Annotated in this window: 15 protein-coding genes; 8 read left to right on the top strand and 7 right to left on the bottom strand. The window is 61.7% G+C overall.

All coding sequences use genetic code 11. The features are described 5' to 3' along the window. Positions 1–112 precede the first annotated feature (112 nt). Positions 113–2,221 (top strand): TonB-dependent receptor PqqU, encoded by a 2,109-nt coding sequence (gene pqqU / locus B4M48_RS08905; protein WP_288656433.1) that lies wholly within the window; start codon positions 113–115, stop codon positions 2,219–2,221. A gap of 33 nt (positions 2,222–2,254) precedes the next feature. Here pqqU and B4M48_RS08900 read toward each other — a convergent pair whose 3' ends face one another. Next, positions 2,255–2,812 (bottom strand): isochorismatase family protein, encoded by a 558-nt coding sequence (locus B4M48_RS08900; protein ID WP_039384252.1) that lies wholly within the window; start codon positions 2,810–2,812, stop codon positions 2,255–2,257. Then, the gene (locus tag B4M48_RS08895) at positions 2,793–3,374 is read right to left on the bottom strand and encodes a helix-turn-helix domain-containing protein (RefSeq protein ID WP_039384250.1); all 582 of its coding nucleotides are present in this window, start codon (positions 3,372–3,374) and stop codon (positions 2,793–2,795) included. Before B4M48_RS08895 ends, B4M48_RS08900 begins: the two co-directional genes overlap by 20 nt. A gap of 95 nt (positions 3,375–3,469) precedes the next feature. On the opposite strand from B4M48_RS08895, the gene B4M48_RS08890 reads away from it, so the two are divergent. From B4M48_RS08890 to B4M48_RS08875, 4 genes are all read left to right on the top strand, one after another. Next, positions 3,470–4,648 (top strand): benzoate/H(+) symporter BenE family transporter, encoded by a 1,179-nt coding sequence (locus B4M48_RS08890; protein WP_039384248.1) that lies wholly within the window; start codon positions 3,470–3,472, stop codon positions 4,646–4,648. A gap of 150 nt (positions 4,649–4,798) precedes the next feature. Continuing rightward, positions 4,799–6,127: an SrfA family protein gene (locus tag B4M48_RS08885; protein ID WP_039384246.1), complete on the top strand. Its 1,329-nt coding sequence runs from the start codon at positions 4,799–4,801 to the stop codon at positions 6,125–6,127. Between the two features lie 2 nt (positions 6,128–6,129). Further along, positions 6,130–9,072: a virulence factor SrfB gene (locus B4M48_RS08880; RefSeq protein WP_039384244.1), complete on the top strand. Its 2,943-nt coding sequence runs from the start codon at positions 6,130–6,132 to the stop codon at positions 9,070–9,072. After that, the gene (locus tag B4M48_RS08875; protein ID WP_288656429.1) at positions 9,069–11,432 is read left to right on the top strand and encodes a virulence factor SrfC family protein; all 2,364 of its coding nucleotides are present in this window, start codon (positions 9,069–9,071) and stop codon (positions 11,430–11,432) included. Before B4M48_RS08880 ends, B4M48_RS08875 begins: the two co-directional genes overlap by 4 nt. Here B4M48_RS08875 and B4M48_RS08870 read toward each other — a convergent pair whose 3' ends face one another. The 3 genes from B4M48_RS08870 to B4M48_RS08860 form a co-directional block, all read right to left on the bottom strand. Then, positions 11,433–11,702: a barstar family protein gene (locus tag B4M48_RS08870; protein WP_039384240.1), complete on the bottom strand. Its 270-nt coding sequence runs from the start codon at positions 11,700–11,702 to the stop codon at positions 11,433–11,435. Positions 11,703–11,704: 2 nt separating this feature from the next. Further along, the gene (locus B4M48_RS08865; RefSeq protein WP_288656427.1) at positions 11,705–12,166 is read right to left on the bottom strand and encodes a ribonuclease domain-containing protein; all 462 of its coding nucleotides are present in this window, start codon (positions 12,164–12,166) and stop codon (positions 11,705–11,707) included. Between the two features lie 87 nt (positions 12,167–12,253). Next, positions 12,254–12,601, bottom strand: coding sequence for a helix-turn-helix domain-containing protein (locus B4M48_RS08860; protein WP_039384236.1), 348 nt, complete (start codon positions 12,599–12,601; stop codon positions 12,254–12,256). Positions 12,602–12,895: 294 nt separating this feature from the next. On the opposite strand from B4M48_RS08860, the gene B4M48_RS08855 reads away from it, so the two are divergent. Then, the gene (locus B4M48_RS08855) at positions 12,896–14,050 is read left to right on the top strand and encodes an efflux RND transporter periplasmic adaptor subunit (RefSeq protein ID WP_288656425.1); all 1,155 of its coding nucleotides are present in this window, start codon (positions 12,896–12,898) and stop codon (positions 14,048–14,050) included. A 15-nt stretch (positions 14,051–14,065) separates the two neighbouring features. Further along, positions 14,066–17,218: an efflux RND transporter permease subunit gene (locus B4M48_RS08850; protein ID WP_288656421.1), complete on the top strand. Its 3,153-nt coding sequence runs from the start codon at positions 14,066–14,068 to the stop codon at positions 17,216–17,218. An 81-nt stretch (positions 17,219–17,299) separates the two neighbouring features. Here the strand turns inward: B4M48_RS08850 and B4M48_RS08845 are convergent, their stop codons facing one another. Both B4M48_RS08845 and B4M48_RS08840 read right to left on the bottom strand, forming a co-directional pair. Beyond that, on the bottom strand, positions 17,300–17,785 hold the full coding sequence (locus B4M48_RS08845) for an RrF2 family transcriptional regulator (RefSeq protein WP_039384233.1): 486 nt from the start codon (positions 17,783–17,785) through the stop codon (positions 17,300–17,302). A 159-nt stretch (positions 17,786–17,944) separates the two neighbouring features. After that, positions 17,945–19,144: an MFS transporter gene (locus B4M48_RS08840; protein ID WP_250340964.1), complete on the bottom strand. Its 1,200-nt coding sequence runs from the start codon at positions 19,142–19,144 to the stop codon at positions 17,945–17,947. A 200-nt stretch (positions 19,145–19,344) separates the two neighbouring features. Here B4M48_RS08840 and tus point away from each other — a divergent pair, with 200 nt between their 5' ends. Continuing rightward, the gene (gene tus, locus B4M48_RS08835) at positions 19,345–20,274 is read left to right on the top strand and encodes a DNA replication terminus site-binding protein (protein ID WP_094111278.1); all 930 of its coding nucleotides are present in this window, start codon (positions 19,345–19,347) and stop codon (positions 20,272–20,274) included.

Below are 20,274 nucleotides of genomic sequence, written 5' to 3'. Positions count from 1 at the left end.
ATACCGGCCACGATCCGCGCGGTTTTTTACGCTTTTCAATCAAATGACATAACCGGTAACATACCGCTCACTGAGCTTTTCTGATTTCTCTCTTTTTCTGACGGTTTTGATTATGAATATTGCTTTACTGCGTCAGGCGCTGCTGCTGCCGGCGCTCCTGCCGCTGCCGCTGCTCGCCGCAGATAACGCAGAGCGTACGCTGGTGGTCAGCGCGGCACCCGCGGCCAGCGGCCTCTCTGAACTCGATACGCCCGCTGCGGTAAGCGTCGTGAGCGGCGAGGATATGCGCCGGGCCGCGCCGCGCGTCAATCTGTCAGAGAACCTCGCCAGCGTGCCTGGCCTGCAGATCCTCAACCGGCAGAACTACGCCCAGGATCTGCAGCTCTCGGTGCGCGGCTTTGGCTCGCGCTCAACGTTTGGCGTACGCGGCGTTCGTCTTTACGTCGACGGTATCCCCGCTACCATGCCGGACGGCCAGGGGCAGACATCGAATATCGATATCAGCTCGGTGGCGCACGTGGACGTGCTGCGCGGCCCCTTTTCAGCGCTCTATGGCAACGCATCAGGCGGCGTGATTAACGTTGAAACCGCCAGCGGCGAACAGCCCCCTGTGCTGGAAGCGGGCAGCTGGTACGGCAGCTTTGGCAGCTGGCGCAACAGCATAAAGGCCAGCGGTGCGACGGGAGACGGCACGCAGCCGGGCGACGTCAGCTACACCCTTTCCGCTTCACGGTTTACCACCCACGGTTATCGCGACCACAGCGCCGCACAGAAAAACCTCGGTAACGCAAAGCTCGGCGTGCGCATTGATGAGGTGAGTACCCTGACGCTGCTGTTTAACAGCGTGCATCTGGAGGCGCAGGATCCGGGCGGCCTGACCGACGCACAGTGGCGCGATAATCCGCGTCAGGTTGCCAGTAATGTCTCTCTCTATGACGCCCGCAAAAGCGTGGATCAGACCCAGGCGGGCGTGCGCTATCAGCGCGAGATGAGCGAGCATGACGACCTGAGCCTGATGCTCTGGGCCGGCGAGCGTGAAACCACGCAGTATCAGTCCATTCCGGTTGTGGCGCAGAACAGACCCGGTCATCCCGGCGGCGTGATTGCGCTGACGCGCCACTATCAGGGTATCGATACGCGCTGGACCCATCGCGACGCGCTGTTCAGCGTGCCGGTGACGCTGACCGGCGGTCTCGACTATGAGACCATGACGGAAAAGCGCAAGGGCTACCGCAACTTTACCCCGGACGGCACGCTGGGCGTGCAGGGCGAGCGCCGCCGCGATGAGCGCAACCGGATCTGGAACCTCGATCCCTATTTACAAAGCGCCTGGCAGCTGACGGACGCGTGGTCGCTGGATGCGGGCGTGCGCTTCAGCACGGTCAACTTTACCTCGGACGATCGCTACGTTACCGAAAGCGATCCCGACGACAGCGGCAGCCGTCGCTATCACCGCTGGCTGCCGGCCGCCGCGCTGAATTACGCTATCGATTCGGGCTGGAACGCTTACCTCTCCGCCGGACGCGGCTTCGAGACCCCCACGCTGAATGAGCTCTCCTATCGCACCCGCGGTACCAGCGGCCTGAACCTGGATCTGCAGCCCGCCACCAGCGAGACGCTGGAACTCGGCACGAAAAAACGCCTCGGCAACGGCCTGCTCAGCGCCGCGCTGTTTCAGACCGATACCCGCAATGAGATTGTTTCAGCCGGCAGCTATGAAGGACGCTCAACCTTTAAAAACGCCGGTGAGACGCGCCGCCGCGGCCTGGAGCTGGCGTTCGATCAGCAGATTAGCTATGACTGGCAGCTGAAAGCGGCGTGGACGCTGCTGGACGCCCGTTACCGCAGTAACGCCTGCGGTGACGAGAGCTGTCGCGGCCATCGTATTCCGGGCATTGCGCGTAACATGGCCTATGCAGGCATAGCGTATGCGCCGGAACAGGGCTTTTACGCCGGGGCTGACGTGCGCTATCTGAGCGATATTGCGGCCAATGACGAGAACAGCGTGCGGGCACCCGCCTACACGCTGGCCGGTCTGAACAGCGGCTACAAGTGGCACATCAGCGACTGGACGCTGGATCTGTTTGGCCGCGTGGATAACCTGCTGGATCGCCACTATATCGGCTCGGTGATTGTGAATGAGAGCAACGGACGCTACTACGAACCGGCGCCGGGTCGTAATTACAGCGCCGGTCTTAATGTAAGCTACACCTTTAACTGACCGCCCGGTGCCTAAATCAGGCACCGGCAGGCCTTACTCCGCCAGCAGCGCCAGTACCTCTGCGGTGCTGCCGGTCTCACCCAGACGCGGAAAAATGCGCGTGACGCTGTTTTCATGCGTGTGCGCATCGAGGCAGGTCATGGCGTCGGTGGCCAGCGTCACGTTATAGCCGAGCGCATACGCCTCGCGCGCGGTCGACTCTACGCCAATGCTGGTGGCAATGCCGCACACCACCACCTGCGTGACGCCGCGCTGCTGCAGCTGCGCGTGCAGGTCGGTCTGATGAAATGCACCCCAGGTTTTTTTCGTGATGCAGATGTCATCCGCTTGCGGCTGCATCTCCGGCACCAGATCTGCCCAGTCGGCAGGTAAATCAGCGTCATGGCGCGGCATCTCATTGCGCCCCGGCGCGCCGCCCGCGACGTTAACCCGTACGACCGGCAGACTGCGCGCGTGAAACGCGCCAGCCAGCTCACCGGCGCGCGCAATCACGTCGTCAGCGCTCAGCGGTGCCACCGGCAGACGGACAATGCCGTGCTGCAGGTCAATGATAATCAGGGCGGTGTGTGCATCAAGCGTGGTTAGTGCCATGGGGACTCCTCGTCAGTTCGTTAGCAGAGAGATAGTGTATCAGACTGTGGAAACGCAGCGGCGTGGCGAGCGGATTCGCGTAACTGTGCGGTTTATCGGCGGCAAACTGATACGCCTCACCCGCCCGCAGCCGCTGCGCGCCCTGCTCCAGGCCCAGCAGCAGCTCGCCCTCCAGCACCACCACCTGTTCAATGACCCCGGCCTCGTGGGCAGAGGAGCTGCTCTGCGCGCCGCCGGCGAGCGTCACCTCAAGCAGATCAACCCCTACCCGGCTATCAAACGGCAGCAGCGGGCGAACCTGCATCTGTGCGCTGGCCTCGCTGAATACCGTGGTGCTGGCGGAGTGTGGCGCGCTGCCGTGGATAAAGCGGGAGAATGGCACGTTGAAGCCGGTCACGATCTTCCACAGCGTAGCTACCGTGGGGCTCGATTCGCCGCGCTCAATCTGTCCCAGCATCGCTTTACTGACGCCGGTACGGGCGGCCGCCAGCGTCAGGCTCCAGCCCCGCTCCTGACGCAGCTGCTTCAGCGTCTGGCCTAACTCGTGTTGCAGATTATCCATATCGTCTCCTGAAAGCGTACCCTCCAGTGTATCACTTGTCGCGGCAGGGCACGCGTGCCACAATGTGCGTTATAACGCACAACAGGACGTTTTCTATGCATCTGGCTGACACCCGCTCTCTCCCGTTTATTCCGCTGCTGGTCGCCGGTTTTGTCGCCGTGCTGGTCGGCTACAGCAGCAGCGCTGCCATTATCTGGCAGGCGGCGCAGGCGGCGGGAGCCACACCGGCGCAGACCGCCGGCTGGTTTACCATGCTGGGGCTGGCGATGGGGGTGGCCACGCTGGCGCTCTCGCTGCGCACCCGCCTGCCGGTTATTGCGGCCTGGTCAACGCCGGGTGCAGCGCTGCTGGCGACCAGCGTGGAGGGGCTGAACCTGAATGAAGTCATCGGGGTGTTTGTGGCGGTTAACCTGCTGATCCTGCTGAGCGGCGTAACCGGGATATTTGCCCGGCTGATGCGCTTTATTCCGCCCGCGCTCGCGGCGGCGATGCTGGCGGGTATTTTACTGCGCTACGGCATCGGCACCTTTACCGGCCTGGAAAGCAACGCCGTGCTGTGCGGCACCATGTGCCTGGTCTGGCTACTCTGTCGCCGCTGGCTGCCGCGCTACGCCATTATTCTGGCGCTGATCGCCGGGGCGGGCGTCACACTGCTTCAGCAAAGCGTGATCCTGCCGCCGGACTCCTTCAGCTTTGCCCTGCCGGCATTTGTGATGCCGCACTTTACGCTTGCCGCTCTGACCGGCGTCGCGCTGCCCTGTTTTCTTATCACCATGGCCTCACAGAATGCGCCCGGTATCGCCACGCTGCAGGCGCACGGCTATCAGCCGCCGGTCTCCATGCTGACCAGCTGGACCGGGGCCATCGCGCTGCTCTGCTCGCCGTTTGGCGGCTTTTCGGTCTGCGTGGGGGCGATCTCAGCCGCTATCTGTATGGGCGATGAGGTCGACCCCGATCCGGCGCGCCGCTGGATCGCCGCCGTCTGCGCCGGGGGGTTCTATCTGCTGGCCGGGCTGTGCGGCGCGCTGATTGCAGCGCTGCTCGGCGCGCTGCCCGCCGTGCTGATTGCGACGCTGGCGGGTCTTGCGCTGCTTAATACCCTCGCCGGCAGTTTGCAGCGCGCGCTGCAGGAGCCGGATCAGCGCGACAGCGCCATTATTACCGTGATGATCACCGCCAGCGGCATCTCTCTGGCCGGTATCGGCTCCGCCTTCTGGGGCATGGCGGGCGGCGTGCTGGTCCATCTGCTGCTGACCGCTCGTCGCCGCGGTTAATCCGTAACCACTTCATACCGGAGCCGGGGAAAAACAGCCTGTTTACCCCCTCTTTTCGCGCCTTTGATTTTCCGTATTTGGCTTAAGATCACTTTTACGCCATCAATACACGATGTTTTGCACGTGACCTCCATCGATAAGGGCCAACGAGTGGCAAAAACTTTTCTGCGCAGCGGCAAGCTGGATTCAGTACTGGCTCTGGGTGAGAGCGGCCAGCCGGTATGGATCTCCGCGCTGCAAATTCGCGAAACGCTGCGGCTGCGTCATCAGGATGCGCTCGCCAGCTGTCTCGCTATTCCGCAAGCCAGCGACAGCGGCGATCGCCTTGACTGGTACGCCCCGCACGCGGGTAAGGTCAAATCCTGGCTCGCCGCCAGCGACAGCGAGCGGCGCCGGGCGCTGGAGCTGCTGACGCAGTACCAGCAGGCGCTGCAGGCGCTGAGCGAACGCGCGCGCGCGGCGGACAAGCCGGCGCTGCGTCTGTTTGGTGCGCTGCTGGGCAAAAGCTTTCAGTTTCCCGATCAGCAATATGTCTATCTGGTTGATGCTAAACCGGTGATCACCTTCTGGGGCTTTGTGGATCCGCTGGCGCGCACGCGCGATGACGCCCTTGCCTGCCTGCGCGACACGCTGGAGCTGACGCTGCCGGCACTGGTAGCAGAACCTGAGCCCTCCGTCATACCGGAGCCGGTGCGTACTGAACCGGTTGCTGAGCCTGAACCAGAAACTAAACCTGAACCTGAAGCCGTTACGGCGTCTGAGCCGGTATCGCCTGAGGCACCGCCGGTGGCAGAACCGGCAGCGCCCGCTCCGGTCCGCCGCCCGTCCCGCCTGCGCCCGCTTGCCCTGCTGCTGCCGGCGGCGGCAGTAGCCGCGGGCGTCACGCTCTGGATGCAGCGCAGCGAAACGCCTGCGCCCGCGGCTGACCTGACGGCAGCCGTAGCCCCCGCCCCGGTCAGCGCGCCGGTTCTGCCCGGCGTACTGGTCAAAGCTGCGACGCTCTCCGCGACGCTGCCGCAGCGTATGGCTGCGGCTCCCGCGGCACCGGCGGACGCCGCACCGCCAGAAATTGTGGCGGAACATACCGAAGCGGCAAAGGCGGATGACCTGGTTATGACCACGGATGACGCCCGCCTCGGCTCGGTGAAATTTATCGACGGCACCTGGCGCGTGACGCTGCGGCAGACCAACCTGCCTACCGGCAAACCACCCAGCCTGCGTTATAAAATCCGCAACGGCAAAGGCACCGCCTGGATCAGTCAGGGCGATAATATTCGCTGTAAAGCGGATATCACCGCTGCGATGACCAGCGCCGGAACCATGGTGGTACGCAGCCGCTATACCGCCAGCTGCAGCGACAAGTCGCGCTATCGCATGCCGGAGCTGATATGCAAAGCGGGCGACGGTATTGCCAGCTGTAACGCACAGTATGGGGCTGAACAGGCCTTCCCGTTGACGATTAAGCGTGAGAGTAAGTAACCATGTTGGCTCCTCTGATTGATGACAAACAGAAAATCACGCTGATTGAAGCGAGCGGCGTGCAGTTTCTCGACTTTGGTCTGCGCCTGCCTTCTGCTCAGGCGCGCCGCCAGTTTGTGCGCCAGACCGCCAACGGTCCGCTGCTGCGCCTGCACGTGGATGGCAATAACGGTAAATTCCTGCTCTACCCGGAGGAGGGAGGCGCGGCCGAGGTCGTACGCCCGGAGTCGGATGTCGCCCTGACCGACTCCCTCGCCCTGCTGGCTAATCAGTGGCTGCCACTGCCGGTGCTGCGCTGCACCAGCGGTCGCCGCTTTATCGGCGGTCCCGATAACTGGGCGCGCGCCCGCCTTGCGCCGCTCAGCGAACCGGATGCAGCGGGCCATACGCACCGCATTACCCTCGCCTTTGACACCCGGCTGGTAACGGAAGCAGAAGGCGGTGAACAGCTCGGCCTGAGCGCGGCCGACGCGCAGAACGGCGTGAGTTTTGCGCTGGCGTGGCACAACTATGAGCTGGGCGAGTTTCTTGACCTGACCTGGGTCGACGGCTGGCTGCGTGAGACCTTTGTGCAGCGGGCGGTCGCGCTGGAATCGCGCGGGGAGCTGGCGCTGACGCAGGCGCTGCGCGAGTTTGAGTATCAGGCGCATTATCTCAATCTGCTGGAGCTGCTGGGTGAGCAGCTCGATCTGGCGGAGATCGCTATTCAGGCGGCGTCGCTGCAAACCCCGGCGGTCAGTGTGGATCTCATTCTCGATGTCGGCAACTCGCATACCTGCGGCATTCTGGTGGAGGATCACCCGGAAGAGAGCAACGGCCTGCGTCAGACGTATGAGATGCAGCTGCGCGATTTATCGCAGCCGCACCGCGTGTATAACGAACTGTTCGACAGCCGGCTGGAGTTCGCAGAGGCGAGCTTTGGCAAAGCGAGTTTCTCACTGCAGAGCGGGCGCGATAACGCATTTATGTGGCCTTCGCTGACCCGCGTGGGGCGCGAAGCGAGCCGTCTGGCGCTGCAGCGCGCCGGCACGGAAGGCAGCACCGGTATCTCCAGCCCGCGTCGTTATCTGTGGGATGAGGCGCGCTATCAGCCAGGCTGGCGCTTTAACGCTGGCGGTCAGAGCGAAGAGGCGCAGGCTATTGCGCTGCCCTTTACGCTGATGATCAACGATGAGGGAGAGCCGCTGCAGGCGCTGCCGGAAGAGGATCGCCTGCCGGTGTTTTCCGCCAGCTACAGCCGCAGCGCGCTGATGACCTTTATGCTCTGCGAGCTGCTGGCGCAGGCGATGATGCAGATGAACAGCGTTGCACAGCGCCAGCGCATGCCGCAGAGCCAGGCGCCGCGCCAGCTGCGGCATGTGATCCTGACGCTGCCCTCCGCGATGCCCAAGCCGGAGCGGGAGATATTTCGCCGCCGCATGCAGGAGGCGCTCGCCCTGGTGTGGCAGGCGGAGGGCTGGGACACAGCGCCCGCGCACCGCCCGCTGCCGGATGTGCAGATGGAGTGGGACGAAGCCACCTGCGGCCAGATGGTGTGGCTGTTTAATGAAACGCAGGTGAACTTTGCCGGGCGGGCGGAAGATTTTTTCAGCAGTATGGCGCGCCCCGATCGCCCGCGTGAGAGCGATGAGCTGCCGGGCAAAAGCCTGCGCATCGCCTCAATCGACATCGGCGGTGGCACCACCGACCTCGCGATCACCCAGTACCGGCTGGATGATGGCCAGGGCAATAATGTGAAAATTACGCCGCGCCTGCTGTTTCGCGAAGGCTTTAAGGTTGCCGGCGATGATATTCTGCTGGATGTGATCCAGCTCTGGATCCTGCCGGCGCTGCAGCAGAGTCTGCAAAAAGCGGGCGTCACCCTGCCCGAGCCGCTGATGCAGAAGCTGTTTGGCCACGACAGCCGGATGGATGGACAGGCGACGCTGCGTCAGCAGGTTACGCTGCAGCTGTTTATCCCGCTGGCGCAGGCGGTGCTGGAGCGGTATGAGAACTGGGATCCGCTCGACAGCCACAGCGAGATCAACGCGCTGTTTGGCGAACTGGTGCCGCAGCAGCCGGCAGGCGCGGTGCTGGCGTTTGTGAATGGCGAAATTCAGCGCACGCTGGGCAGCGAGAGCCGGTTTGATCTGCTGCAGGTGCCGCTGGTGGTCAGTATGGCGCAGCTGCACGGCGAATTTTTGCAGCACCGTATGGCTATTATCCCGGCGCTGCGCGCCATGTGCGAAGTGGTGTCGCTCTATCAGTGTGATGTTCTGCTGCTGACCGGCCGGCCGTCGCGTTTCCCCGGTATCCAGGCGCTGGTGCGTCACCTGCAGCCGCTGCCGGGCAGCCGTATTCTGTCGCTGGAGGGGTATCACACCAGCGACTGGTATCCGTTTAATAAACAGGGACGTATCGATAACCCGAAATCAACCGCGGCGGTGGGCGCGATGCTCTGCCTGCTGGCGCTCGATCTGCGTCTCAGCAGCTTCTGGTTCCGCGCCGGTGATTTTGAGCCCTATTCGACCATTCGCTATCTTGGCGTTCTGGATGAAAATGCCACGCTCAGCGATGATAATCTCTGCTACAGCGAAATCGATCTCGACAGCAGCAGTTTTGCCCTGGATCGCAAAAGCAGCTTTCGCATTCGCGGCAACGTCTGCCTCGGTTTTCGTCAGCTGGAGAACGACCGCTGGCCGGCGTCGCCGCTCTACAGCCTGAGCATTACCGACCCGCAGCTGGCGCGCAAAGTCGCGGGCGAAAGCGTGCTGCGTATTAAGCTGGCAGCAGAGCCGGGACCAGATAATAACGGGCCGGAGCGGCTGATCCTCAGCGACGCGCGGCTGGATGATGGCACGCGGGTGCCGCTGGAGCAGCTGAGCCTGAAGCTTAATACACTTTCCGGCAGCGGCAATGCCAACGCGCAATACTGGATTGACAGCGGGAGCGTCTGTAAACGATGAGAACGACCAGAAAAACCACCGCCACCCCGGCTAAGCGACTGAGCCTGCTGCGGGAAACGCTGGACAGCGCGCTCGGCTGGATCGATGCCCAGCAGCCGCACTCGCCGCGCCTGGCGCTGGAAGCAGATACGCTGCGCCTGCAGCTGCGCCGCGCGCGCGCTGAGAGCCAGGCGCTGGCGCTGCAGCTGGCGCGTCCGGTTACGCTGGCGCTGTTTGGTCAGTCGCAGGCGGGTAAAGCCTGGCTGCTGAGTGAGATGGTGGGCGACGCGCAGGGTCAGTTGATGACCCGATTCAGCGACAAAGTGCTCAACTATTTTCAGCATATCAATCCCGGTAATCTCGATTTCGCTGCGGCCACGCGCTTTAGTCACCAGCGTGAAGCGACCTCCGGCACGTGGCCGGTTGAGCTGACCCTGCTTAATGAAGCGGAGCTGATCCGATTGCTGCTCGCCAGCGCCCGCATTGAGCGTGACGGCGCGGATATCCGCACCATTGAGACCACGCTGCAGCGCCTGCAGCGTCACCGCCAGAGCGAGCCACAGCCCGGCGCAGAGAGCGACGCGCTCATCACCCTGTGGGGATGGAGCCGCCGTCATCATCGTCACGCGGAAGCGCTGGATCGCCATTTCTGGCCCCAGGCCGCCGAGCTGGCACCCTGGCTGAGCGTTGACGATCGCGTACAGCTTTATGCCCTGCTCTGGCCCGGTCAGCCCGCCCTGAGCGACACGCTGCGTCCGCTGCTGCACCTGCTTCAGCAGCTGCGCCACGCGCCGCGCGTGCTGGCGCCGCTCTCGCTGCTGGTAGATGATGCGCAGCTGCCGGCTGAAAAGCTGATCGGTCACGACGCCGATCTGCAGGAGATGATTGAGGTCTGTCCGGTGGTAGCCAACCGCAGCGGTAAGCCACAGCGGGTCGCGCTCGGCGAGCTGGCGCTGCTGACGCTGGAGCTGACCATACCGCTCAGTTCCACGCCGCGTCAGGCGCTCTATGATGAGGCGGACATGCTGGATCTGCCTGCCCCCGGCATGCTTCCCGATCGCCAGCTGCAGGAGGAGCAGGCACAATTGCGTCTGCGCGATCCGCTGCGTGCGCAGCTGCTGGAGCAGAAGCGTGCCCTGCTGCCCGGTTTTTACGCCACGCGCCAGGGCATTGACCTGATGCTGATCTGCACCGCTGCCAGCCAGCGCCACGACGCCGATCCCGCCGCCAGCGCGCTGCGCGAGTGGCAGATGCAGCAGAGCGTAAGCAGCGGCAGCGAAAAACCGCGTCTGATCTGGGCGATAACCCCTTACGATGCGCGCTATCAGGCGCAGCAGATCAATGTCGACGAGGCGGTGCAGCGTCAGATTGGCCAGCCGGGTCAGAGCTGGGGCTCAATGCTGGCGCAGGATCGCGCAGGCGTCGATCGCATGAGCAGCTGGCTGCAGGAAGAGATGCAGCCCGAGGCGCGTCGCGACCATCTGGCGCTGCTGACGGGCGCGCTGCAGCAGAAAGTCGCGGCCCGGCTGCAGCCGTGGACAGAAGCCAGCGCCTCGCCCGAGCAGGCGCTGCGTAAACAGACCATCGCCGATACGCTGCTGAAATGTCTGCAGCACCGCACCGGCCTGCACGGTGAGCTGCTGGAGCGGCTGCAGCCGTCGCGTGATGCCGTGCGCCAGCTCTGGCTGAGTCAGAGCAGCGGCGCGGTAACGGCGCACAGCGGCAAGCCCGCTGCGGAGCAAAGCTATTTTGGTATCGGCTTTGAGTTCGATCTGTTCAGCGACGCGCCCGCTCCCGCCGGCGAGCCGCAGCATACGAGCGTCCGCAGCGAGCAGCAGTTTCCGCAGCAGGTTCTGACGCTGTGGCTGGCGCATCTGCGCCAGCTGCCTGAGAACCGCAGCCTGCTGACGCTGCTGAACGTCGACAAGCCCACCATGGAGCTGCTGACCGAGGAGCTGATTGCGGCCAGTTTTCGTCTTAAGCTGCTGGCAAGGCTGCAGAGTGCGCTGAATGAGCCGGACAGCAGCACGCATGAAGCACGCACCGATCGTCAGGTTTCGCGCGCCATGACGGTGCTGGGTGATTTTGTCGCCTGGCTCGGTTTTTTACAGCGTCCGGAGAGCGAGCGCCCTGAAAGTCGCGTAAACCGGGGGCAGACGATTTTTTCCCGTCCGCCCGCGCCGAGCGTCAGCTTCTCGTCAGGCCAGCGCCTGACGCGCCTGACGGCTGCGCCCGCTAATCATACGGCGTTCTACATCTATGACTGGCTGGTCGGACTCAACCAGCTGATTGTGGAGAATAATGGTTATACGGGCGGCAGCGATCTGCCCGCCGGCGCGCGGCAGACGCTGTCGGTGCTGCTGCTGCCGCTGCACGCCTGATCAGCGCCAGACCAGGCGCAGCTCGCCCTCCAGCAGCTGCGCCGCCTCCTCAAGCAGCGCCAGTACCGGCGCAAACTCCGCCTGCTGCGCGGCCTGCTCTGCATGTATCAGGCAGATCGTTGCCGGCAGCGCCATGCCGCCGGTCAGCCAGTCCCACAGCGCGTCCAGATTTGCGCCGACAGCAGCAGGCGCACCGCTCTGCGCATTCAGCGCCTGATAAAACGCCGCGCGGTCGCGCAGCGTGGCGAAGTCGATATCTATAGTCAGCACGCTCAGTGCACCTTTCTGAAACTGCGATAGTGATCGCGGGTGAGGTAGATCAGCCCGTCGGAGGAGTAGATCAGACGGTCAGCGCCGCGGCGCCCGCAGCGATAATTGACGTCCGCCTCATACCACTGCCGTCCCGCCTGACGCGGCAGCTGCTGTTCGCGATTGCTGAAGCGGTCACCGCCGATGGCGCGTCCTGGCAGAACCTCGCACAGATTGCCTTTATCCGGCTCCCAGCCCTGACGGCGCGCGGCCGCTTTGGTCAGGTAAAAATCGGGTAGACGCTGATGCTGCACCAGCCAGTCCGCAACGCGTTCAGCCTGCGTCAGCGCATCAATGGTGGCAGAAGAAGAAGCCGTGGCGTGGCCAGTCGTGGGATCGGCAGGCGGAGTGCTAACCTGTGGCCGCAGCGCGGTCCAGCAAACAATGACGATCGCCAGCAGGCTGATCCAGCGTAATATTGACATCGCGACACCCCTGAAAAAAGGAGGTCAGCATAGCAGATTCAGGCGGGAAATTGACGCGGGCCAGCGTGGCTGGCCCTGGCGGAGAACTTACTGCATGGCACCGGGTGCATGTGAAGCGTGACGACGCCACGCGCCGGGCGCTACGCCATACTGGCGCTTAAAGCTGCGGTTAAACGACTGCTGTGAATCAAAACCCAGCGAAATCGCTACGTTCAGAATAGGCTCGTTAGTCGTGGTGAGCCGGTCCGCTGATTTTTTCAGCTTTTTCGCCCGGATATATTCGCCCAGCGGATAACCGGTGTGCTCTTTGAACATACGCTGCAGGTGCCATTTGGAGTAGCCCGCCCGGTCAGCCACGGTATCAAGATCCAGCCGTGCTTCGATATTGTTATCGATCCAGTCAATCAGATCGTGCATAAACGCGTCGCTCATCATCCCATTCTCTCCCGTCGCCGTTACGAACAGTATCAGTATCAGTATCAGTTGCAGTTACACTTTAAGGGTGACTGACTATCGCACTTAATGCAAGTTTTATTATTACATTAAATGCCGCACATAAAGCAGGGTTTTTCTCTCTGCGCTGAGCGCCCGTCAGACCGCACATAAAGTGTATCAGATATTCTTGCAGATGCACTTCGCCGCGACCTACACTCCTCCCGATTAATGCAATCGTTAAAGTTGCATATTTTTACGTCGTCTTTCGTGCTTCATCAACGTGGAATAACAATAATGTCCGGAAAAAAAGACAGGGTTCGTCAGGCTATTAGCCTGGCAGGCATAGCGCTGCTGGCAGGTTTGCTGGCGGGTTGCGATCGCGGCGTGGCGCAAAACGCCCCGCCGCCGCCGCCGGAGGTGAGTGCGGCACAGGTGATCCGGCAGCAGGTCAGCGAATGGGATAACTTCAATGGCCGGATCGAGGCGGTCGAGAGCGTTCAGCTGCGCCCGCGCGTTTCCGGCTATATCGACCGGGTAAACTATCGCGAAGGCGATGAGGTTAAAAAAGATCAGGTGCTGTTCACCATTGATGACCGCAGCTATCGTGCCGCGCTGGCACAGGCTGAAGCGCAGCTCGCCGGCGCGCGGACGCAGGCGGCGCTGGCGCGCAGTGAATCGGATCGTACCGATAAGCTGATCAACAGCCAGGTGGTATCCCGCGAGATCTGGCAGCAGCGTCGTTCGGCCACGCAGCAGGCGCAGGCGAGCGTGCAGGCGGCGCAGGCGGCGGTTGATATGGCCCGCCTCAACCTGAGTTTTACCCGCGTGACCGCCCCGATTAATGGCCGCGCCAGCCGCGCGCTAATCACCGCCGGCAATCTGGTCACCGCAGGCGACAGCGCCAGCGTACTGACCACGCTGGTTTCCCAGGATCGGATGTATGTCTGGTTTGATGTCGATGAGGCGACATTTCTGCACTATCAGCAGCTGGCGCGCCAGGGCGAACAGCGCGGTGCCCTGCCGCTGCAGGTTTCCCTGACCGGCGAACACGGCTATCCGCATCGCGGCACGGTGGATTTTCTGGATAACCAGCTTACTGCCAGTACCGGCACCATTCGCATGCGCGCGCTGCTCGATAACCCGCAGCGCGAACTGACGCCGGGGCTGTTTGCCCGCGTCCGGCTGCCGGGTCGTGCCGATTTCACCGCGCTGCTGATTGATGACAAGGCGATTCTCACCGATCAGGACCGCCGCTATGTCTACATTGTTGATGCCGAAGGCAAAGCGCAGCGGCGCGATATCCAGCCTGGCGATCTCTCTGGCGGACTGCGTATTGTTCAGCAGGGTCTGCAGCCAGGCGATCGCGTGATCGTAAACGGTCTGCAAAAAGTCTTTATGCCCGGCATGCCGGTACAGGCTCACTCAGTCGCGATGCGCCCCGCTCCTTAACCGAGACCCTACTCTATGGATTTCTCTCGTTTTTTTATCGACCGTCCCATTTTTGCGGCGGTGCTGTCGATACTGATTTTTGCCACCGGGTTAATTGCGATCCCGCTGCTGCCAATCAGCGAATATCCGGATGTGGTGCCGCCCAGCGTGCAGGTACGCGCCGAATATCCTGGCGCTAACCCAAAAGCGATCGCGGATTCCGTGGCGACCCCGCTGGAAGAGGCGATCAACGGCGTTGAAAATATGATGTACATGAAGTCGGTGGCCGGCTCCGATGGCGTACTGGTCACTACCGTGACCTTCCGCCCCGGCACCGATCCCGATCGGGCGCAGGTACAGGTGCAGAACCGCGTGGCGCAGGCTGAGGCGCGTCTGCCGGAAGCGGTACGCCAGCTGGGGCTGACCACCCAGAAAATGTCGCCCACGCTGACGCTGGTTGTGCATCTTTTCTCCCCGCACGGCAAGTATGATTCGCTCTACCTGCGCAACTACGCCACCCTGAAGGTGAAAGATGAGCTGGCACGCCTCCCCGGCGTCGGCCAGATTCAGATCTTCGGCGCGGGTGAGTATGCGATGCGCGTCTGGCTCGATCCCAACAAAGTCGCCGCGCGCGGCATGACGGCCGCAGAGGTGATTACCGCCATGCGTGAGCAGAACGTACAGGTCTCCGCCGGACAGCTTGGCGCGGAACCGAACCGCAAAGCCAGCGATTTCCTGCTCTCTATCAATACCCAGGGTCTGCTGGAGAGCGAAGAGCAGTTTGGTGACATTATCCTGAAAAGCACGGCTGACGGCTCTCTGGTACGGCTGCGCGACGTGGCGCGCATTGAGATAGGCTCCGGCAGCTACGCCCTGCGCTCTCAGCTGAATAACAAGGATGCGGTCGGCATCGGTATTTTCCAGGCGCCGGGCGCGAACGCTATCGATCTCTCCGACGCGGTGCGGGCCAAAATGAACGAGCTGGCCACGCGCTTCCCGGAGGATGTGCAGTGGGCTGCACCTTACGATCCCACGGTGTTTGTTCGCGACTCTATTCACGCCGTGGTGCAGACGCTGTTTGAAGCCATTGCGCTGGTTGTCCTGGTTGTGATCCTGTTTCTCCAGACCTGGCGCGCGTCGATTATTCCGCTGCTGGCGGTACCAGTTTCCGTGGTTGGCACCTTTAGCGTGCTCTGGCTGCTGGGTTTCTCACTCAATACGCTCAGCCTCTTCGGGCTGGTGCTGGCTATCGGCATCGTGGTGGATGACGCCATCGTGGTGGTTGAGAACGTTGAGCGCAATATCGAACAGGGTCTGACGCCGGTGGCCGCCGCGCACCAGGCGATGCGCGAGGTGTCCGGTCCGATTATCGCCATTGCGCTGGTGCTCTGCGCGGTGTTTGTGCCGATGGCGTTTCTCTCCGGCGTGACCGGGCAGTTCTATAAGCAGTTTGCCGTGACCATCGCTATCTCGACGGTGATCTCCGCCATTAACTCGCTGACGCTCTCGCCGGCGCTGGCGGCTAAACTGCTGAAAGCCCATGACGCGCCTAAAGATCTGCCTGGCCGGCTGATTGACCGCCTGTTTGGCTGGCTGTTTCGCCCGTTCAACCGTTTTTTCCAGCGCAGTGCAACAGGCTATGAATCCCTGGTAGGCACCACGCTGCGCCGGCGCGGCGCGGTGTTTGCGGTTTATCTGCTGCTGCTTGCCGGCGCAGGCCTGCTGTTTCACAGCGTGCCGGGCGGTTTTATTCCCACGCAGGATAAGCTCTATCTGATTGGCGGCGTAAAAATGCCGGAAGGCGCTTCGCTGGCGCGCACCGATGCGGTGATCCGCGAGATGAGCGAGATTGGCATGCATACTGACGGCGTCGCCTATGCGGTTGCGTTTCCCGGCCTGAACGCGCTGCAGTTTACCAATACGCCTAACGCCGGCACAGTGTTTTTTGGCCTGAAACCGTTCAGCGAACGGACGCGCAGCGCGGCAGAGATCAACGCGGAGCTGAATGCAAAAATTGCTAAGATTCAGCAGGGCTTTGGCTTCTCAATTATGCCACCGCCGATTCTGGGTCTGGGCCAGGGATCGGGGTATTCGCTTTATGTGCAGGATCGCGGTGGCCTCGGCTACGGCGCACTGCAGGAGGCTATTAACACCCTCTCCGGTGCCGTGATGCAGACGCCGGGCATGATGTTTCCGATCTCCTCCTATCAGGCCAATGTCCCGCAGCTGGATGTGCAGGTCGATCGCGACAAAGCCCGTGCACAGGGCGTGGCGTTACCCGATCTCTTTACCACGCTGCAGGTCTATCTCGGCTCCGCCTACGTGAACGATTTTAATAAATTTGGCCGTACCTGGCGCGTGATGGCGCAGGCGGACGGCGATTTCCGTGACAGCGTTGAGGATATTACTTCGTTGCGTACCCGTAATGACCGGGGCGAAATGGTGCCGGTCGGCAGCATGGTGCATGTCGCCACCACCTACGGCCCCGATCCGGTGATCCGCTACAACGGCTATCCCGCTGCGGATCTGATTGGCGATGCCGATCCGCGCGTGCTCTCTTCCGCGCAGGCGATGACGCAGCTGGAGATGATGTCAGAGCAGATGCTGCCCAACGGTATGAATATCGAATGGACTGACCTGAGCTATCAGCAGGCGACCCAGGGCAACAGCGCACTGATCGTTTTCCCGGTTGCGGTCCTGCTGGCGTTTCTGGTACTGGCAGCGCTCTATGAGAGCTGGACGCTGCCGCTGGCGGTGATCCTGATTGTCCCGGTCACCATGCTTTCCGCGCTGGCGGGCGTCTGGCTGACCGGCGGTGATAATAACGTGTTTGTCCAGGTCGGGCTGGTGGTGCTGATGGGGCTGGCGTGCAAAAACGCTATTCTGATTGTGGAGTTTGCACGTGAGCTGGAGATGCAGGGTAAAAGCGTGACCGCTGCCGCGCTGGAGGCGTGTCGTCTGCGCCTGCGGCCGATTGTGATGACCTCGATTGCCTTTATCGCCGGTACGGTTCCGCTGATTCTGGGTGAAGGGGCTGGCGCAGAAGTGCGCGGTGTGACCGGTATAACCGTGTTTGCCGGGATGCTTGGCGTGACCCTGTTTGGCCTGTTCCTGACGCCGGTGTTCTACGTTACGCTGCGCAAGCTGGTAACGCGCCGCACGCGTGCGGAAAGCGCAACGTCACTTTAAAAGCGGTACAAATGGAAAAGCCCGGCTGAAGCCGGGCTTTTTATATCCTCTTGACCGTCGGACGCGCATGCAGTGCCGGTATCAACGGGTTTTCTGGCAGAGTCCGGCGGGTTCAGCGTCCGGCAGCGGTTCGCAATTGCTGGTATCGTTGCTTTTCAGTTCGTTCAGCGCATCCGCCACGGTGCGCGTCTCCAGCACTTTCAGCGATGCTTCCTCCGCCTCCTGAGCAATCGATTTGAAATACCAGCAGAGGTTGGCGCTGACCAGGCAGCGCGGTGCAACATCCGGCCGCGACGCCCACAGTTTTTTGTCTTCAATGACTGACGTATAGATATCGCGTAGCGTGATCTCTGCTGCGGGCCGGCCCAGGTGAATGGAGCCGGTGCGACCCAGCGTCGAAACAATAATGCCGTCGCGCGTCAGCGGAACCATCAGCTTACGAATAAAGCTGGGATTCGCCTCCAGACCATACGCCAGAATAGCGCTGGTCGAGCGTTTTCCCAGTTGCTCCGCCATCGCGACGCTTAAAACCATCTGCAGAGCTGTCGGGAAGCGATAATCTAACATTTCAATATCCTGAGTTGCGGCTTATCTTTTTGTTTTTATAGCGCGTCAATGAGTGAACAATGAGCAATAAATATAACAAACACTGTTGCTTTTTAGAAGCAACCCCAACCGCACAGGGCACGGATTCCCCATCTGCGGCCCGGTTAGCGCACAAGCTGCTTAGTTTTGCACGGACGACGCCTGCGCCGGTAACTGCTGCTTAAGCAGCGCCACCAGCACAACGTTTATACCCGCCAGCCCACACAGTACCCAGAGAGTCACGTCAGCGCCGGCATGCGCCGCCAGCCAGCCCCCCGCCAGTGGCGTCAGCGCCTGTCCGATCAGCGCCGGGCGCGCCATACGACCGGTGATAACGGCATACTGTTCCGGTCTGACAACGGCCAGCGGCAGCGTACCGCGCACGATGGCCCGCAAACCGTTTCCTGCGCCATAGAGCACCATAGCGATCAGCGCCATTGCCGGAAACAGCGCCAGCAGCAGCAGCCCTGCTGCCACCAGTCCCACAGAGAACAGCGCGGTCCATATGGGATGACTACGTTTAAACATTACATCCAGAAGCCGCGATCCAATCTGACAGGGACCGAGAACGGCACTCAGCGCCAGCGCTGCGCTCAGCGAATAGCCCCCGGACTGAAGCAGCGTAATAAGCTGAACCGAGATGGCGGTCATAATAACCGAAGCGAGGGTAAAAATGGCGCACAGCAGCCAGAAAAGTCGCGGCGAGAGCGCGCTCTGCAGAGTGTCAGAGATCGCGCCGGTCCGGCCTCCCCTGCTCCCGGTTTGCGTGACCGGCGCCGGCAGCGCATAGCGGTAGGCGGGAAAGACCAGCAGAGTAAGCAGCGCAGCAATGATGAAACAGGCATCACGCCAGCCGGCGAGCGCAATCAGCCATGCCGTTCCCGGCCAGACCAGCGTGGTGCATAAGCCCGAAATCAGCGTCACGCCGGTGATAGCGCTGCGCGCCTGTCCGCCATAGAGCGTGCCGAGCGTTGCAAACAGCGCATCGTAAAGGCTCATTGCCATTCCTGTGCCAATCAGCAGCCAGGCGGCAAAAAACCAGCCAGGCTGGTAGCTCATCCCCATCACCACCAGCCCTGACGCCATTACCACACCGCCGCCTGCCAGTATCAGCGGCCCGTAACCACGGGCAATCAGTCGTCCGCTGAGTGGCGCCAGCAAGCCGGAGACCAGAATACCAAGCGACAGCGCCCCATAAACCCACTGCTGAGACCAGCCGGTTTCAGCGATAATCGGAGCGGCCATCACCGCCATCAGGTAGAACGACCCGCCCCAGGAAAGGATCTGAACCGCACCCAGCGTAATAATGGCGGGTATCGCGGGTTTTGAATGATAGTGCACGGACGCTTTCCGTATCAGATAAAGCATTGTTATATCATGGATATTCTGCAGGCTGAACCTTCTTCTTGTCAGGCCATTATTGGTCTCCGGGGCTGATCCTGGTAAAACTTAAATTTTAAAAGTTTGTTGTAACTAAACTGGGAGCTTGTCAGCGGCGCAGGCACAGGTACATTAAGTATGTTGTAACAAAGGAGAAGATTATGGCTCGCTACGATTTAGTCGCTGATTTACATGAGTGCGTTAACACGCTGGAACAGCGCCTTGGTGCGCTGCGCACCAGCATTGAGCAGCAGCCGCTGCTGGTGGCGCGCGTGTTCAGCCTGCCGGCAATTGAAAAAGGTCACGAACATGATGAGATTGACAAAATAGCGGTGACGCAGCATCTGGGTAAGAGCGCGCGCGAAATGGCCCTCACCCACTACTGCCGGCTGTTTATGCAGCATCAGTCAGAAAAGATCAGTACCAAAGCGGCCGTGCGGCTGCCGGGAGCAATCTGTATTGAGGCGGACGAGCAGGCCGCTGAGCAGATCGCGCAGCAGGTCAGCGAAATCAACGCGCTTAAACAGCGGCTGGAGCAGCTCATCACCGTAGAGTCCGGCTTGCCGAGCGAGGCCCGCTTTGAATTTGTGCATCAGCATCTGCGCGGGCTGATTACGCTGAACGCCTATCGCAGCGTGCCCCTGCTCAATGCGCCGGATACGCTGCGCTTTGGCTGGGCGAACAAAAACATCATTAAAAATCTGACGCGGGAAGCCGTTATTGAGCAGCTGGAACGCAGCCTGAAAGCGAATCGCGCTCAGGCTCCCTGGACGCGGGAGCAGTGGGCAGAAAAAGTTCAGCTGGAGCTGGAACTGGTGCGATCGCTGCCCGCAGGCGCAAAGCTGAAAATCAAGCGGCCGGTTAAAGTGCAGCCTATTGCCCGCGTCTGGCGCGCCAGTGAAAAGAAACAGACGCAGCTGGCCTGCCCCTCTCCGCTGCTGGTGCTGTGTCGTGATAAAACCCAGGTGCCGGTGCTGGGCGAACTGCTGGATTATGATGCAGAGAATATCGCCCACCGCTATAAGCCGCTGGCGCAGCCGCTGCATCTGATCATCCCGCGCCTGCACCTCTGGAGCGACCGCCTCGCCTGA

Source organism: Pantoea sp. UBA6567 (assembly GCF_002434165.1).
In the GTDB taxonomy this organism is placed as follows: Bacteria; Pseudomonadota; Gammaproteobacteria; order Enterobacterales; family Enterobacteriaceae; genus Pantoea; species Pantoea eucrina.
Note: the sequence above shows the minus strand (reverse complement) of the source record. Positions and strands in the feature narration are given on the sequence as shown.

What these genes read in the sequence shown, in the direction of transcription:
- B4M48_RS08890 (WP_039384248.1), top strand. Translation starts at nt 3,470, where the DNA reads ATGCATCTGGCTGACACCCGCTCTCTCCCGTTTATTCCGCTGCTGGTC.
- B4M48_RS08855 (WP_288656425.1), top strand. Translation starts at nt 12,896, where the DNA reads ATGTCCGGAAAAAAAGACAGGGTTCGTCAGGCTATTAGCCTGGCAGGC.
- B4M48_RS08880 (WP_039384244.1), top strand. Translation starts at nt 6,130, where the DNA reads ATGTTGGCTCCTCTGATTGATGACAAACAGAAAATCACGCTGATTGAA.
- B4M48_RS08900 (WP_039384252.1), bottom strand. Translation starts at nt 2,812, where the DNA reads ATGGCACTAACCACGCTTGATGCACACACCGCCCTGATTATCATTGAC.
- B4M48_RS08875 (WP_288656429.1), top strand. Translation starts at nt 9,069, where the DNA reads ATGAGAACGACCAGAAAAACCACCGCCACCCCGGCTAAGCGACTGAGC.
- B4M48_RS08845 (WP_039384233.1), bottom strand. Translation starts at nt 17,785, where the DNA reads ATGTTAGATTATCGCTTCCCGACAGCTCTGCAGATGGTTTTAAGCGTC.
- B4M48_RS08895 (WP_039384250.1), bottom strand. Translation starts at nt 3,374, where the DNA reads ATGGATAATCTGCAACACGAGTTAGGCCAGACGCTGAAGCAGCTGCGT.
- B4M48_RS08860 (WP_039384236.1), bottom strand. Translation starts at nt 12,601, where the DNA reads ATGATGAGCGACGCGTTTATGCACGATCTGATTGACTGGATCGATAAC.
- B4M48_RS08865 (WP_288656427.1), bottom strand. Translation starts at nt 12,166, where the DNA reads ATGTCAATATTACGCTGGATCAGCCTGCTGGCGATCGTCATTGTTTGC.
- pqqU (WP_288656433.1), top strand. Translation starts at nt 113, where the DNA reads ATGAATATTGCTTTACTGCGTCAGGCGCTGCTGCTGCCGGCGCTCCTG.
- tus (WP_094111278.1), top strand. Translation starts at nt 19,345, where the DNA reads ATGGCTCGCTACGATTTAGTCGCTGATTTACATGAGTGCGTTAACACG.
- B4M48_RS08850 (WP_288656421.1), top strand. Translation starts at nt 14,066, where the DNA reads ATGGATTTCTCTCGTTTTTTTATCGACCGTCCCATTTTTGCGGCGGTG.